Here is a 14406-nt window from a genome sequence, read left to right on the forward strand (position 1 = left end):
CAGCAACAGTAGACGCTCAACGCTGCGCCATCAATTGATCCAGCACACCACCCGAAGAAAAATGTGTCTGCTGAATCTGCTCCCAGGAGCCCAACACCTTGGTCGGATCAATCAGACGCACCTTGGCGTAGCGGTCCGCAACCACCTTGGCGACATCCGGATGATTGACACGGTAGTGGAACGTCGTCAGCAGCAACTGAATCTCACGCGAATACTGGTATTGGAGATAGGCAGTAGCCACTGCGCGGGTACCTTTGGCATCGACCACTTTGTCGACCACTGCCACCGGGAATTCCGCCAGTACCGACACCGGTGGGACTACAACTTCATAGCCTCCTGACTTGAATTCATCACTCTTGGCAATATTGAGTACTTCAGATTCGAATGTCAGCAACACGTCGCCCTGCCCGTTCTGGGCAAACGCCACTGTGGCGCCACGACCACCGGTGGCAAAGTTGACGACGTTATGCAGGAATTTACCGACAAACTGCTTGACCTTGCTCTGGTCACCGGCGAATTTTTCATTCGCATAGAGCCAGGCACCGAGGTAGGTATAGCGCGCGTTACCGGAGGTCTTAGGATTCGGGAATACCAGCTTCACATCATCGCGTACCAGATCGTCCCAGCCCTTGATATTTTTCGGATTACCTTTGCGTACCAGAAACGCAATCGTGCTGTAGTAGGGGGAGCTGTTATTGGGAAACGCCGTGCGCCAATCTTTTCTCACCAATCCGCGCTGCGCAAGAATATCGATATCGGTTACCTGATTGAAGGTGACGGTGTCGACCTTCTTACCCTGAATAATGTCTTGCGCCTGACGTGAAGTACCTGCGAAGGATTGATCAATCTGCAATTCCTTACCGGTCTGTGTCTTCCATTGGGCCTGAAATTTTGGATTAATGGCGGCGAACACCTCACGTGCCACATCATAGGAGGCGTTCAAAATCGGCTTATCCTGGGTCTGAGCCTGCGCTGTAGTTCCCGCCAGCAGCGCCAGACTGGTGATGGCATACAGGATGTACTTGAACATGGTACTGACTCCGAGAAATAAAACCATTGATTAATAACTAACTAAAGGCTGCCGTCAGCCAACTTAAAGTTGCCGGGAAATGTAGCAAGACCACTCAAACTGACAAACAATGTATTTCGACTATGCTTATGCTAAAAATGTTGCCTGCTTTCTACCCGCAATAAAAAACACCCCGCGCACATCACTGTGCAAGGGGTGCAGCGAGGAATCAAGGGAACTGGCTACCAACCTGCTGATAATGAAAGTCAGCTCTTGCTACTGTCTTTATCTTTACCACCTTTTTCTTTCATGGCGCGTTCACGCTCACGTTTTTCACGCCGTGCAGCGCGCTCATCAACAGGAGCCGCAGCCTTGTCAGCGGCCTCTTTGTCGGCTTGCGCCTTCTCTTCTGCTGCCTTGGCAGCGGCAGCCTTTTCTTCTTCAGTCGGTTCCGGTGCGGGTGGTTTTACCGTGTCGATACCCTTGGCGGCCATGTATTCATGCATGTCCTTCCAGCCAGTAAAAATACCTGCCTTGAGTGCATTCGGATTGAGTTGATAGCAGTCTTCCAGGCTTTGCCCAACCTGACGGCAACCGGCACCAAGGGCAACACCCTCGGCCTTGGCTTCTTCCGGGGTCTGTCTGAATTTCTTGAATTTTTCGACATAGTCGCAACCAGCCAGAGCAAGCATGAGCATAGCGACCATGGAAAGCCTGGCGACTCGACCAGAGCGGAAGGACGTCGAGAACGATGACGATGATGACATTACATTCCTCAGTTCATTATTATTCAATGATCAACAACAGAATGCAGTTCATAAATACCGCAGGCAAATTCACAACCCGACCTGATCCGACTATTTATGAACTGAATTCTCATGCGACCTGAACCTGAATAATCAGATACAGGTCGCTGAGAATGCAAGGCTTATTTTGCTGCAATCAGCGCTACGGTAGTGTCGAGCATGCGGTTGGAGAAGCCCCATTCGTTGTCATACCACGAGGATACCTTCACCAGACGGCCGGAAACCTTGGTCAAGGTCGCATCGAAGTTGGAGGAAGCCGGGTTGTGGTTGAAATCAACCGAGACCAGCGGATCTGTGTTGTAGGTCAGAATGCCCTTGAGCGGACCGTTTTCAGATGCTTCCTTGAGGATCGCATTGACTTCGTCAGCAGTCGTGTCGCGTGCGGCGATGAACGACAGGTCAACGATCGAAACATTGATGGTCGGTACGCGAATCGCATAGCCGTCGAGCTTGCCGTTGAGTTCTGGCAGCACCAGACCAACCGCAGCGGCTGCGCCAGTCTTGGTTGGGATCATCGATTGAGTAGCCGAACGGGCACGACGCAAATCTTCGTGATACACGTCGGTCAGCACCTGGTCATTGGTGTAAGCGTGGACGGTTGTCATCAGGCCGTTGACCAGACCAATCTTGTCGTTCAGTGGCTTGACCAGCGGTGCCAGGCAATTAGTGGTGCACGATGCGTTGGAGATGACGGTGTCGGTCGCCTTGAGCACGCCATGGTTGACGCCGAAGACGACAGTCGCGTCAACATCCTTGCCGCCTGGTGCGGAGATGATGACTTTCTTGGCGCCGCCTTTAAGGTGGGCGCTGGCTTTTTCCTTGGTGGTGAAGAAGCCGGTGCATTCCAGCACAACGTCCACGCCCAGCTCGCCCCATGGCAGCTCGGCTGGATTGCGCTGTGCCAGCACCTTGATACGGTCGCCGTTGACGACGATGGAGTCGCCGTCGACAGTCACGCTGCCTGGAAACTTGCCGTGCGCAGTATCGTACTGGGTCAGATGGGCATTGGTTTTTGGATCGCCCAGGTCATTAATCGCAACGATCTGGATATCGTGCTTTTTGCCGCCTTCGTAGTGAGCGCGAAGGATGTTGCGGCCGATACGGCCATAGCCATTGATTGCGACGCGAATCGTCATGTTTTCTCCTTAAGAAATCAGTTTCATTGTGCCAAGGACGGTGTACCGGATGCAACTATGCTGGCAATATCAGTCCAGCCATAGGCGACTTCCACCAGATCCAACTCGTCCCAATTGAAGGTCTGTTCGGCCAGCAACTGCGCCCCCAGTCCTTCGAAAAAATCGCGTGCCTTGCGGTTTTGTGCCAATACCCAGACCAGCATGTCAGGCGCCCCGGCTGCAGCCAGCGTGGCCGCAACCTTGACCAGCAGACGGCGGCCAATGCCAGCACGTTGCACCGATGGCAGCAGATACAGGGCTGTCAGCTCCGCATCAAAGTCCAGCTTGGGTTCGGCCAACGTAATGCCTGCTGCAAACCCAACTACCTCACCATCGACTTCCGCCACGAAGGTGCAGGCAGCATCAGACGCCGCGCCCAAAACACGGGCCCACAGACGGCTGCTGTCTTCGGTCTTCATGCTGTCCAGATAAGCGTCTGGAACAATCCCGCGGTAACTGGCGCGCCAGCTCTCTACCCGCACACGGGCAATCGCATCGGCGTCAGCGACGACTGCCGGTCGGATCGTAATCTGGCCGACAATATTGGTGACGTTGCCGTAGTCTTTGCTGCTGACACTCATGCCAGGATCAGCTTGGCCTTGGCGACCACATTCTCGACCGTGAAGCCGAAATGCTTGAACAACACGCCTGCAGGTGCCGATTCACCAAAGGTATCGATGCCGACGACAGCGCCTTCCAGACCAACGTACTTGTGCCAGGTTGCCGTCACACCAGCTTCGATAGCCAAACGTGGTACGCCGCGGGTCAGCACGCTGGCCTTGTAGGCGGCATCCTGACGATCGAACACATCAGTACATGGCATCGACACGATACGGGCAGCAATGCCTTCTTGCGCCAGTGCATCGGCAGCCTTGACTGCCAGTTCAATTTCAGAGCCAGTCGCCATCAGGATGACGCGTGCATCAGGCGCATCACGGAGCACATAACCACCGCGCTTGATATCTTCCACCTGAGCTGCTGTACGTTCTTGGTAAGGCAGGTTCTGACGTGAGAAAATCAAGGTGCTCGGACCATCATTGCGCTTGATCGATTCAGACCATGCGACGGCAGTTTCCACCGTATCGCAAGGGCGCCAGTTATCCAGATTAGGAATCAGGCGCAGGCTGGAGACGTGTTCCACCGATTGGTGGGTCGGACCGTCTTCGCCCAGGCCGATGGAGTCATGCGTAAAGACGAAGAGCGCACGAATCTTCATCAGCGCAGCCATACGCAGTGCGTTGCGGCTGTAGTCGGAAAAAGTCAGGAAAGTTGCGCCAAATGGCAGGTAGCCACCATGCAGGGCAATCCCGTTCATGATCGCGCTCATGCCGAATTCACGCACACCGTAGTTGATGTGATTACCAGCCTGGTCAGCACGCACGGCGACGCACTCCTTCCAGTTGGTCAGATTCGAACCGGTCAGGTCGGCCGAACCGCCCAGGAACTCTGGCAACGCCTGTGCATAGGCCTGAATCGCGTTCTGGCTGGCCTTGCGGGTCGCAATGGTTTCTTTCTTGTCGAGCGTGCTGGCGATGTAGGCTTGTACGGTCTGCTCGAAAGCAGCCGGCAGTTCACCCTTCAAGCGGCGCACCAGCTCAGCAGCCTGCTGCGGATATTGCGCCTGATAGGCTTGATACAGCTTGTTCCATTCGCCTTCGAGTTGCTGCCCTTGTGCCTTGGCATCCCATGCGGCGTAGATGTCTGCAGGAATCTCGAACGGTGCCGCAGTCCAGCCCAAGGCTTCACGCACGGCAGCAATTTCCTTGTCACCCAACGCTGCGCCGTGCACCTTGTCGGTACCTGCCAGATTCGGCGACCCCTTGCCAATGACGGTCTTGCAACAGATCAGCGTCGGCTTGTCTGCCAGCTTGGCCTGATGAATCGCGGCATTGACTGCCTCGACGCTGTGGCCATCGACAGCCGGAATCACGTTCCAGCCATAGGCTTCGAAACGCTTCGGGGTATCGTCCTTGAACCAGCCTTCGACGTGACCGTCGATGGAAATGCCGTTGTCGTCATACAGCACGATCAGTTTAGACAAACGCAAGGTACCAGCCAGCGAGCAGGCCTCGTGCGAAATACCTTCCATCAGGCAGCCATCGCCGACGAAGGCGTAGGTGTAATGATCAACCACTGGCAGATCCGGCTTGTTGAATTCGGCCGCCAGCAGCTTTTCTGCCAGCGCCATGCCGACAGCATTGGTGATGCCCTGACCGAGCGGACCAGTGGTGGTCTCAACGCCCGGTGTCACATGCACTTCCGGATGGCCGGCAGTCTTGGAATGCAGTTGCCGGAAATTCTTGATCTCGTCCATCGACAGGTCGTAACCGGTCAGATGCAGCAAGGCATATTGCAACATCGAGCCGTGCCCATTGGAGAGCACAAAGCGGTCGCGATTGGCCCACAGCGGATTGGCCGGATTGTGGCGATAATGCTTGGCCCACAACGCCACCGCGATCTCTGCCATTCCCATCGGCATGCCGGGGTGGCCTGAGTTTGCTTTTTGTACTGCATCCATTGCCAAAGCGCGGATCGCATTGGCCATCTTGTCGGTTGGGAGTGTGGAAGTCATGTCGATGTCAAAGAGTTGCGAGGTGCGGACAAAAAACCAATACAGCGTACCGAGTTGATGCAACGTCGCTCAAACTGGCACTAACTACATTCATTTCACGCCCTTTACGATTGCCTTGCCAACGCACCGGAAAACACCACCCGGAACGCTAGACTAAGTTAAGTATTTTACCAGACAGATATCGTAAGAATTAAAATCAGCCGCAGTCAAAAAGCGAGCTTTTAGTGTTTTTTCAGGATTTTTCTGGGTACAGAGAGACGGAAAAACCTAAAATTCCACTCTGGACACTAAAGAAACCTTCTGCAACCCATTAAAATCTGACGCCACGCGACGTTAATGCCTGCTGACAGCGCGTTTTCACGTATCGGACACTTTCACCATGCCTCGCTTTTATTACCCCGCCCCACTCGCCATTGGCACCATCCTGACGCTACCCGACACGGTTGCTCACCATGTGCAGGTGATTCGCATGCAACCGGGCAACGCCATCACCCTGTTCAACGGTGAAGGAGGCGAATATACGGCAACCATCACCCACATGGAAAAGAAGCGTGTGGACGTCGAGCTAAAGACCTTTTCGCCGCGCGAGGCAGAGTTGCCCTATGCCATTACCATTGCCCAGGCATTGCCGGAAGCTGCCAAGATGGACTGGATTATTGAAAAATCAGTCGAACTGGGTGCCGCCGCGATCCAGCCACTGTCAGCGCAACGTTGTGTAGTGCGCCTGAGCGGCGAACGCGCCGAGAAAAAGCAAAGCCACTGGCAAGGAATCATTCACGCCGCTGCCGAGCAAAGTGGCCGCAATCGGCTGACTCAACTGGCACCGCTGGCCGACTTCCCACGCTGGATCAGCCAGAGCGATCTACACAAACGGGTGTTGCTGTCGCCACGTGGCGAACAATCGCTATCAGACTGGGCGCGCCACCATCCGGCCCAGGCACTGAGCCTGATGATCGGCCCGGAAGGCGGCTTCAGCGACGCCGAAGAAAATCTTGCCTGCGAGCATGGTGCATTGATGCTATCGATGGGGCCGCGTGTACTGCGCACCGAAACCGCCGCCCTGACTGCACTGGCCGCTCTCAATGCTATCTGGGGTGAGATGTGATGACTTCTGTACAGGCGTGAATTAGAAGAAAAATCGCTCGATAGCAACATCAGAGGTTTCAAATTATGCCCAAGCAAGAGCAGATGCACGCTGATTTGCCTTCACAATGCAGGTAAACCGCTGAAACCCTTTATAATGGAAGGCTTTTGCAACGGCATCATTTCTGACCTCCATGAAGGTATTTCGCGGACTTCCCAATGCCGCATCGCGTGCGCCCTGTGCGTTGACGATCGGCAATTTTGACGGTGTACACCGTGGCCACCAGGCGCTGCTGGCGCAGGTGCGCGAGGCCGCGACCCGCCTCGGGCTTGACGCTGCCGTCATGACCTTCGAACCGCATCCGCGTGAATTTTTCGCGCAACGTGCCGGCACTCCTGAAAAAGCACCTCAACGCATTGCCAACCTGCGCGACAAACTGCAGTCCTTGTCGGACGCAGGGGTTGATCGCGTCATCGTCGAGCATTTCAACAGTCACTTCGCCGCCCTGTCGCCACAAGAGTTCATTGAGCGCATCCTGATTCAGGGCTTGCACGTGCGCTGGCTGATGGTGGGCGAGGACTTCTGTTTTGGCGCGCGTCGTGCTGGCAACATCGACACCTTGATTGCCGCTGGCAAGCAATATGGCTTCGAAGTTCAGACCATGCCCAATGTCAACAATGCTGGTGTACGGATTTCATCGTCAGCAATTCGGGCAGCACTGGACGAGGCCGACTTCCCGCATGCACAGCAGTTGCTGGGCCATGCCTACAGCATGTCGGGGCATGTCATCCATGGCCAGAAGCTGGGCCGCACTATTGGTTTTCCGACCTTGAACATGCGCGTAAGCCACAAGCGCCCTGCCTTGTCCGGAATCTTCGTGGTACAGGTACACGGCATTACCGACCAGCCACTGCCCGCCGTGGCCAGCCTGGGCGTGAGACCAACCGTGGACGACAGCGGCCGGGTGCTGCTGGAAACCCATATCTTCGACTACAGCGGCGACTGCTACGGCAAATTGCTGCGGGTCGAGTTTCTGAAGAAACTGCGCGACGAAGAGAAATACATTGATCTGCCAACCTTGACTGCGGCCATTGAACGCGACGCCGTGCAGGCGCGTGCCTGGTTCAAGGAGCAGGCCGGCTTTGCCGTATCGGCAACCGACCGAATTTGAGGCTGCCCTCTTCCTCTGCCGGATAGGAATATCCGGCTATCCGCGGCGCACGCCATTGTCTGAATTACAGCATTCCACCGAAAATTGATTATGTCGAACAACCAAGACCAAAAGCCGAACAAAGGCGCCAAGGCAGAGAGCAAGACGCCTTCCAAATATCCTGTGAACATGACCGAAACCGCGTTTCCGATGCGCGGTGACCTGGCCAAACGTGAGCCACAATGGGTCAAGGACTGGCAGGCGCGCAAAGTCTACGAACGTATCCGTAAGGCTTCGGCCGGCCGCCCTAAGTTCATCCTGCACGATGGCCCACCGTATGCCAATGGCGAGATCCACCTCGGCCACGCCGTCAACAAGATCCTCAAGGACATGATCGTCAAGGCCCGCAATCTGGCCGGCTTTGATGCGCAATATGTACCGGGTTGGGATTGCCACGGCATGCCTATCGAAATCCAGATCGAAAAGAAATACGGCAAGAACCTGCCCGTTGGTGAAGTGCAGGCCAAGGCGCGTGCCTATGCCAATGAACAGATCGAATTGCAGAAAAAGGATTTCATCCGTCTGGGCGTCTTGGGCGAATGGGACAACCCGTACAAAACCATGAATTTTTCCAATGAAGCCGATGAGCTGCGCGCACTCGGCACGATCCTGAAAAAAGGTTTTGTCTATCGCGGCCTGAAGCCAGTGAACTGGTGCTTCGATTGCGGCTCGGCACTGGCCGAAGCGGAAGTCGAATACCAGGACAAACGCGATCCTGCGATCGACGTCGGTTTCGCGTTTGCCGAGCATGATCGTCTGGCAACCGCGTTTGGTTTGCCGCAACTGCCGGGCACCAAGGGTTACATCGTCATCTGGACCACCACCCCTTGGACCATCCCGTCCAATCAGGCCTTGAACGTCCACCCCGAATTCAATTATGCACTGGTACAAACCGAGCGCAACGGCGAACCATTGCTGCTGATACTGGCGGAAGATCTGGTCGATTCGAGCCTGCAGCGTTTCGGTCTCGAAGGCAAAGTGGTCGCTACTACCAAGGGTGAAGCGCTGGCCGGCATCAGCTTCCGCCATCCACTGGCAACCGCTGACGCTGCCTATGACCGCCTCTCGCCAATCTATCTCGGCGACTACGTGACCGCCGACAGCGGTACCGGCGTGGTGCACTCGGCACCAGCCTATGGTATCGAAGACTTTGTGTCCTGCAAGGCGCACGGCATGAAGGACGATGACATCCTCAGCCCGGTCATGGCCGATGGCCGCTACGCCTCCTGGCTGCCGCTGTTTGCCGGCCTGACCATCTGGGAAGCTTCCAAGCCAATCTGTGCCAAACTGGAAGAAACCGGTGCACTGTTCAAGCTGGTGATGTTCGATCATAGCTATATGCACTGCTGGCGTCACAAGACACCGATCATCTATCGCGCCACCTCGCAATGGTTCGCCAGCATGGACAACACGCCTCAGGATGGCGGCAAGAGCCTGCGCGAAACCGCTCTGCAAGCTATTGAAGAAACTGCCTTCTTCCCGCTGTGGGGTAAAGCCCGTCTGCACGGCATGATTGCCAATCGTCCCGACTGGACCCTGTCGCGTCAGCGTCAATGGGGTGTGCCGATGGCATTCTTCGTCCACAAAGAAACCGGCGAGCTGCATCCACGCACCCCAGAGTTGCTGGAGCAGATTGCGCAACGGATCGAAAAGGAAGGCATCGAAGCCTGGCAGGCACTGGATCCGAAGGAGTTGCTTGGCGACGAGGCCGACCTGTACCTGAAGAATAAGGACACGCTGGATGTCTGGTTCGACTCCGGCTCGACCCATCAGACCGTGATGCGCGGCTCGCACAAGCAGCAGCTGCAATTCCCGGCCGACCTGTATCTGGAAGGCTCCGACCAGCATCGCGGCTGGTTCCATTCGTCGCTGCTGACCTCGTCCATGCTCAATGGCTGCGCGCCATACAAGGCGCTGCTCACACACGGCTTCGTGGTCGATGGCGAAGGCCGCAAGATGTCGAAGTCGCTCAAAAACGGCGTCGAACCACAAAAAGTGGCTGACTCGCTGGGCGCTGAAATCCTGCGTCTGTGGGTTGCTTCAAGTGACTACTCGGGCGAGATCTCAATCTCGGATGAGATCCTCAAGCGTGTCGTGGAATCCTATCGTCGTATCCGCAACACCTTGCGCTTCCTGCTGGCCAATACCTCTGACTTCGATCCGGTCAAGGATGCCGTGCCGGTAACCGAGATGCTGGAGATCGATCGCTATGCGATTGCCAATATGACCAATCTGCAAAAGGACATTCTGGCGCACTACGACAGCTATGAATTCCACCCGGTGGTCGCCAAGTTGCAGATGTACTGCTCGGAAGATCTGGGCGGTTTCTATCTGGACATCCTCAAGGACCGCCTATACACCAGCGGTGTTAATTCACCGGCACGTCGCTCGGCGCAAACGGCCATCTGGCATATCACCCATGCCCTGCTGCGCCTGATCGCACCAACGCTGTCGTTCACGGCGGAAGAAGCCTGGAGCTTCTTCGCTGGTGCCGACACTTTTGCTGCCAGCGATGAAACCATCTTCACCCAGACTTACTACCATCTGCCAGAAGTCAGTCAGGCCGATGCCTTGGTAGCCAAGTACAACGTGCTGCACGCAGTCCGGGCTGCCGTCACCAAGCAATTGGAAGAGGTACGTATCGCCGGTGGTATCGGTTCATCATTGCAGGCCGAAGTCGAGCTCAAGGTCAGTGGCGACAAGCTGGCCGCACTGCAAAGTCTCGGCGACGATCTGAAGTTCGTGCTGATCACTTCGGCAGCCAAGGTCACGGCAGTTGCCAGCGAAGCGGACGAAGCCATTCTGGTGACGCCATCAACGGAGCAAAAGTGCGAGCGTTGCTGGCACTACCGCGCCGATGTCGGCAGCCATCCTGAACACCCCGGACTGTGCGGCCGTTGCGTGGCCAATCTGTTCGGCAGTGGCGAAACCCGTCACATTGCCTGAGGCGGTATTTTTCTGACCCGGCGCGTCGCTCTCGACTGATTCCTGAGACGGCGCGCCGTTGCACTTCTTACTCCCGGTTTTCTATGGCTACGAAAAAAAAGAGCTTCACCTCCACTTCCAGTTCCAGTGCCAGTAGTACCTTGCTGCCCTGGCTGGGAATTTCGCTGATCGTATTACTGCTCGATCAGCTGACCAAAATCACCATTCTGAAGCTGTTTCACTACGGCGAGTCGATGCCAATCAGCAGCTTCTTCAATCTGGTGCTGGTGTATAACAAGGGCGCCGCATTCAGCTTCCTGGCGGCAGAATCTGGCTGGCAGCGACATTTATTTACCGTGATCGGTATCGCTGCTGCGGTGTACATTATTTATCTACTCAAGAAGCACGCCAATCAACGCCTGTTTTGCTGCGCGCTGGCCCTGATTCTGGGCGGTGCCATTGGCAACGTGGTTGATCGGCTGATGTATGGCCACGTCATCGATTTTCTGGATTTTTACGTCGCTAACTGGCATTGGCCTGCATTCAACATCGCGGATAGTGCAATTTGTGTTGGTGCTATTTTGTTCGTGATCGATGAGCTGCGCCGCGTCAATAAATAAGAGCGGTCACAGTTCACTCTCACCAATCGGCATCGGGTGAGTCAAAGGACAGCTTCGCTCATCAAGGAGCTAAGGACTAAGGGAGTATGGCAATGGAACTCGCAGGCAAAAAAATCCTTCTTGGACTGACTGGTGGCGTAGCCTGCTACAAGGCCGCCGAACTGGCTCGTGCTCTGGGCAAAGCTGGCGCCTCGGTGCAGGCGGTCATGACGCAGGCAGCCACGCAATTCATTACGCCCGTGACAATGCAGGCGTTGACCGGCAACGTGGTCTACAACGATCAATGGGATGCGCGCATTGCCAACAACATGCCGCATATCGATCTCACCCGTGGTGTGGATGCGATTGTGATTGTGCCCTGCTCCACCGATTTCATTTTCAAACTGGCACATGGCGCGTGCGATGATCTGCTCTCGACGCTGTGTGTAGCACGGCCACATGGCGTACCTCTGATGGTGGCGCCAGCGATGAATGTCGAGATGTGGCAAAACCCAGCGACTCAGCGCAACGTTGCGCAGATCAAGCAAGACGGTATTTTGTTATTGGGCCCTGATGCCGGTGCGCAGGCTTGCGGCGAAGTAGGTCTGGGTCGCATGCTGGAACCAGAGCAACTGCTGGAAGAAATCATCGCAGCGTTTCAGCCCAAGCTGTTGGCTGGTCGACGTGTATTACTCACGGCCGGCCCCACGTTTGAACCGATTGATCCGGTGCGTGGCATCACCAATCTATCGTCCGGCAAGATGGGTTACGCGATTGCGCGTGCAGCACGTGAAGCGGGAGCCGAGGTCGTACTGATCTCCGGACCAACTGCATTAGCTGCACCTTACGGCGTGCATCGCATTGATGTGCAGACCGCTGTGCAGATGCAGCAGGCAGTGCATGCCCAGGTCGCTGGTCAGGACGTTTTTATCGCCGTGGCTGCCGTTGCCGATTGGCGCGTGGCCAATGTCAGCAACCAAAAGCTCAAGAAGCGCAGCGAGAACGAAACACCGCAGCTGGAGTTTGCACAAAACCCCGACATTCTCGCCGAAGTCGCCGCCTTGCCGACACGTCCTTATTGCGTCGGTTTTGCTGCCGAATCAGAGAATCTTGCGCAGTACGCCAGCGCCAAGCGCCGCAAGAAAAACATCCCTCTGCTGGTCGGCAACATCGGCCATCAGACCTTCGGCAAGGATGACAATACCCTGACACTGTTCGACGACAACGGCAGTACCACGCTGCCATCGGCCGACAAGCAGACGCTGGCACGCCAGCTGGTGCGCGAGATCGGGTTGCGCCTGGCGACACCAACTGCTGCCCATTGAGATTCCCCCTATCCTTTGTGAATAATGAAAACTATTGATGTCAAAATCCTGGATCCGCGCATGCAGGATCAACTTCCTGCCTACGCCACCGCTGGCAGCGCCGGTCTCGATCTGCGGGCCTGCCTTGAAGCACCACTGACCATCGAACCTGGCAGCACCCATCTGATTCCGACCGGGTTGGCAATCCACCTGGCCGACCCGGGTTATGCCGCTGTGATCCTGCCACGCAGTGGACTGGGTCATAAGCATGGCATCGTGCTGGGTAATCTGGTTGGTCTGATTGACTCTGACTATCAGGGTCAATTGATGGTATCGACATGGAACCGCGGCGATACTGCGTTTGTCCTAAACCCCATGGAACGGCTAGCGCAACTGGTGATCGTGCCGGTCTTGCAAGTCGGCTTCAATGTGGTTGAAGAATTTAGCAACAGCGAACGCGGTACCGGCGGCTTCGGCAGTACCGGAAAACAATGACGCCCTGGATGCCAAGCCATATCAGCGGCTTGACAGCAGCATGGCGTGTTTAGGAGAAGATTGGATGCTTGCATTATTTGAGGTTTATCGTGGTCGCCTGCACTGTCGATATCCGCAACTGTCATCTCGACTGAAAATGGCGCTCGCAGTAATGCCTGCAGCCCTTCTGACCGCTTGCGCGGTGCCTCAGGAAGCAGCGCCAGTAAAACCTGTGACGGTCGCGGTGCGGCCGACACCACCAAAACCAGTCGATACGCCACAGCAGGCAGCCTTGCGCAAGCTCACTGCACAGCAGGACATGCTTTATCGTGTCGCAGCACCGCTACTGACCAACAATGCTCCGCTGTGCAAGGGAAACGCACGTAACCTGCTCGGCTTCACCGCCAAGAACAAGTATTCCTACTCCAGCGAATTTGCGGATGCAGCGCAGCGTATGGGTTATGACGATCGCCTGCAAGTCACCGGGGTCTTGCCAGGAAGCGGCGCTGATCGTGCGGGCGTGCAGCGTGGTGACATTCTGCTTAAAGTCGCCGACAAAACCTTACAAACAGGCGTCGATGCCGAACGTCAGGCCGCCAATGTACTGGGTCCATTAGTCGGTGGACGAGCACCGATCAAGCTGACCATTCTGCGCCAGCAGGCACAACAAAGCCTGGTAGTACCGATGACGCTGGCCTGCGCATTCAGTATTGAGCTCGGCAACAGCGACAACATCAACAGCTACGGCGACGGTCGCCGCGTGCTGATCACCCGTGGCATGCTGGGCTTTGTGCAATCGGATAACGAACTGGCCTATCTGATTGCCAAGGAAATGGCACACAACTCGCTCGGGCACGCTATTCGTCAACGCATGGTCGCGACCAGCGGCAGTGTAATTGACAATCTGATGCGGGCAGAGCCTGACATGACGGCTGCAGCCGGAAACGGCGGCATCCGCCCATACCCGCAGGAGCTCGATGCAGCGGCAGACAATCTCGCCTTGTACATGCTGGTACGCGCTGGTTACAATGTGGACGGCTATGCTTCATTCTGGCAACGACTGGCAACGCAATATCCTGCAACGGTCCCCAATGGCTACACATCTCTGCATCCCGGAATTACCTACCGGCTCAGCATGATCGACAAGTACTTGCAGACGATCAAGGCAAAACAGACCGCCGGAAAACCGCTGCTGCCCTGATTACTTCGTGAATTAGTACCTTCGCTATACACGATAACGAAGGCGAT

The 14406-nt window shown here is 55.9% G+C and carries 12 protein-coding genes; 7 read left to right on the forward strand and 5 right to left on the reverse strand.

Features of this window, described 5'->3' with window-relative positions; translation table 11 throughout:
* Positions 1-16: 16 nt before the first annotated feature.
* The 5 genes from cysP to tkt form a co-directional block, all read right to left on the reverse strand.
* Positions 17-1030, reverse strand: coding sequence for a thiosulfate ABC transporter substrate-binding protein CysP (cysP, locus tag FHW66_RS04170; protein WP_183378438.1), 1014 nt, complete (start codon positions 1028-1030; stop codon positions 17-19).
* Positions 1031-1275: 245 nt separating this feature from the next.
* Entirely contained in the window at positions 1276-1716 is a 441-nt protein-coding gene (locus tag FHW66_RS20860; protein WP_370543403.1) for a hypothetical protein, read from the reverse strand.
* A 221-nt stretch (positions 1717-1937) separates the two neighbouring features.
* A complete protein-coding gene (gene gap, locus FHW66_RS04180; RefSeq protein ID WP_183378439.1) occupies positions 1938-2951 on the reverse strand; it encodes a type I glyceraldehyde-3-phosphate dehydrogenase in 1014 nt (337 codons plus the stop codon).
* A gap of 23 nt (positions 2952-2974) precedes the next feature.
* On the reverse strand, positions 2975-3571 hold the full coding sequence (locus FHW66_RS04185) for a GNAT family N-acetyltransferase (protein ID WP_183378440.1): 597 nt from the start codon (positions 3569-3571) through the stop codon (positions 2975-2977).
* On the reverse strand, positions 3568-5562 hold the full coding sequence (tkt, locus tag FHW66_RS04190; protein ID WP_183378441.1) for a transketolase: 1995 nt from the start codon (positions 5560-5562) through the stop codon (positions 3568-3570). Before tkt ends, FHW66_RS04185 begins: the two co-directional genes overlap by 4 nt.
* Before the next feature lie 379 nt (positions 5563-5941).
* Here tkt and FHW66_RS04195 point away from each other — a divergent pair, with 379 nt between their 5' ends.
* The 7 genes from FHW66_RS04195 (at position 5942) to FHW66_RS04225 (ending at position 14359) form a co-directional block, all read left to right on the forward strand.
* On the forward strand, positions 5942-6667 hold the full coding sequence (locus FHW66_RS04195; protein ID WP_183378442.1) for a 16S rRNA (uracil(1498)-N(3))-methyltransferase: 726 nt from the start codon (positions 5942-5944) through the stop codon (positions 6665-6667).
* A 172-nt stretch (positions 6668-6839) separates the two neighbouring features.
* Complete coding sequence (locus FHW66_RS04200; RefSeq protein ID WP_183378443.1) at positions 6840-7817, forward strand: bifunctional riboflavin kinase/FAD synthetase; 978 nt, start codon at positions 6840-6842, stop codon at positions 7815-7817.
* A gap of 90 nt (positions 7818-7907) precedes the next feature.
* Positions 7908-10802, forward strand: a complete 2895-nt coding sequence (ileS, locus tag FHW66_RS04205) for an isoleucine--tRNA ligase (RefSeq protein ID WP_183378444.1) — start codon at positions 7908-7910, stop codon at positions 10800-10802.
* 83 nt (positions 10803-10885) lie between these two features.
* Positions 10886-11401, forward strand: coding sequence for a signal peptidase II (gene lspA / locus FHW66_RS04210; protein ID WP_183378445.1), 516 nt, complete (start codon positions 10886-10888; stop codon positions 11399-11401).
* Positions 11402-11493: 92 nt separating this feature from the next.
* On the forward strand, positions 11494-12705 hold the full coding sequence (gene coaBC, locus FHW66_RS04215) for a bifunctional phosphopantothenoylcysteine decarboxylase/phosphopantothenate--cysteine ligase CoaBC (protein ID WP_183378662.1): 1212 nt from the start codon (positions 11494-11496) through the stop codon (positions 12703-12705).
* Between the two features lie 24 nt (positions 12706-12729).
* On the forward strand, positions 12730-13179 hold the full coding sequence (gene dut / locus FHW66_RS04220; RefSeq protein ID WP_183378446.1) for a dUTP diphosphatase: 450 nt from the start codon (positions 12730-12732) through the stop codon (positions 13177-13179).
* A gap of 151 nt (positions 13180-13330) precedes the next feature.
* Positions 13331-14359, forward strand: coding sequence for a M48 family metalloprotease (locus tag FHW66_RS04225; protein ID WP_370543398.1), 1029 nt, complete (start codon positions 13331-13333; stop codon positions 14357-14359).
* Positions 14360-14406 lie beyond the last annotated feature (47 nt).

This window comes from Herbaspirillum sp. Sphag64, from assembly GCF_014192645.1.
In the GTDB taxonomy this organism is placed as follows: Bacteria; Pseudomonadota; Gammaproteobacteria; order Burkholderiales; family Burkholderiaceae_D; genus Herbaspirillum.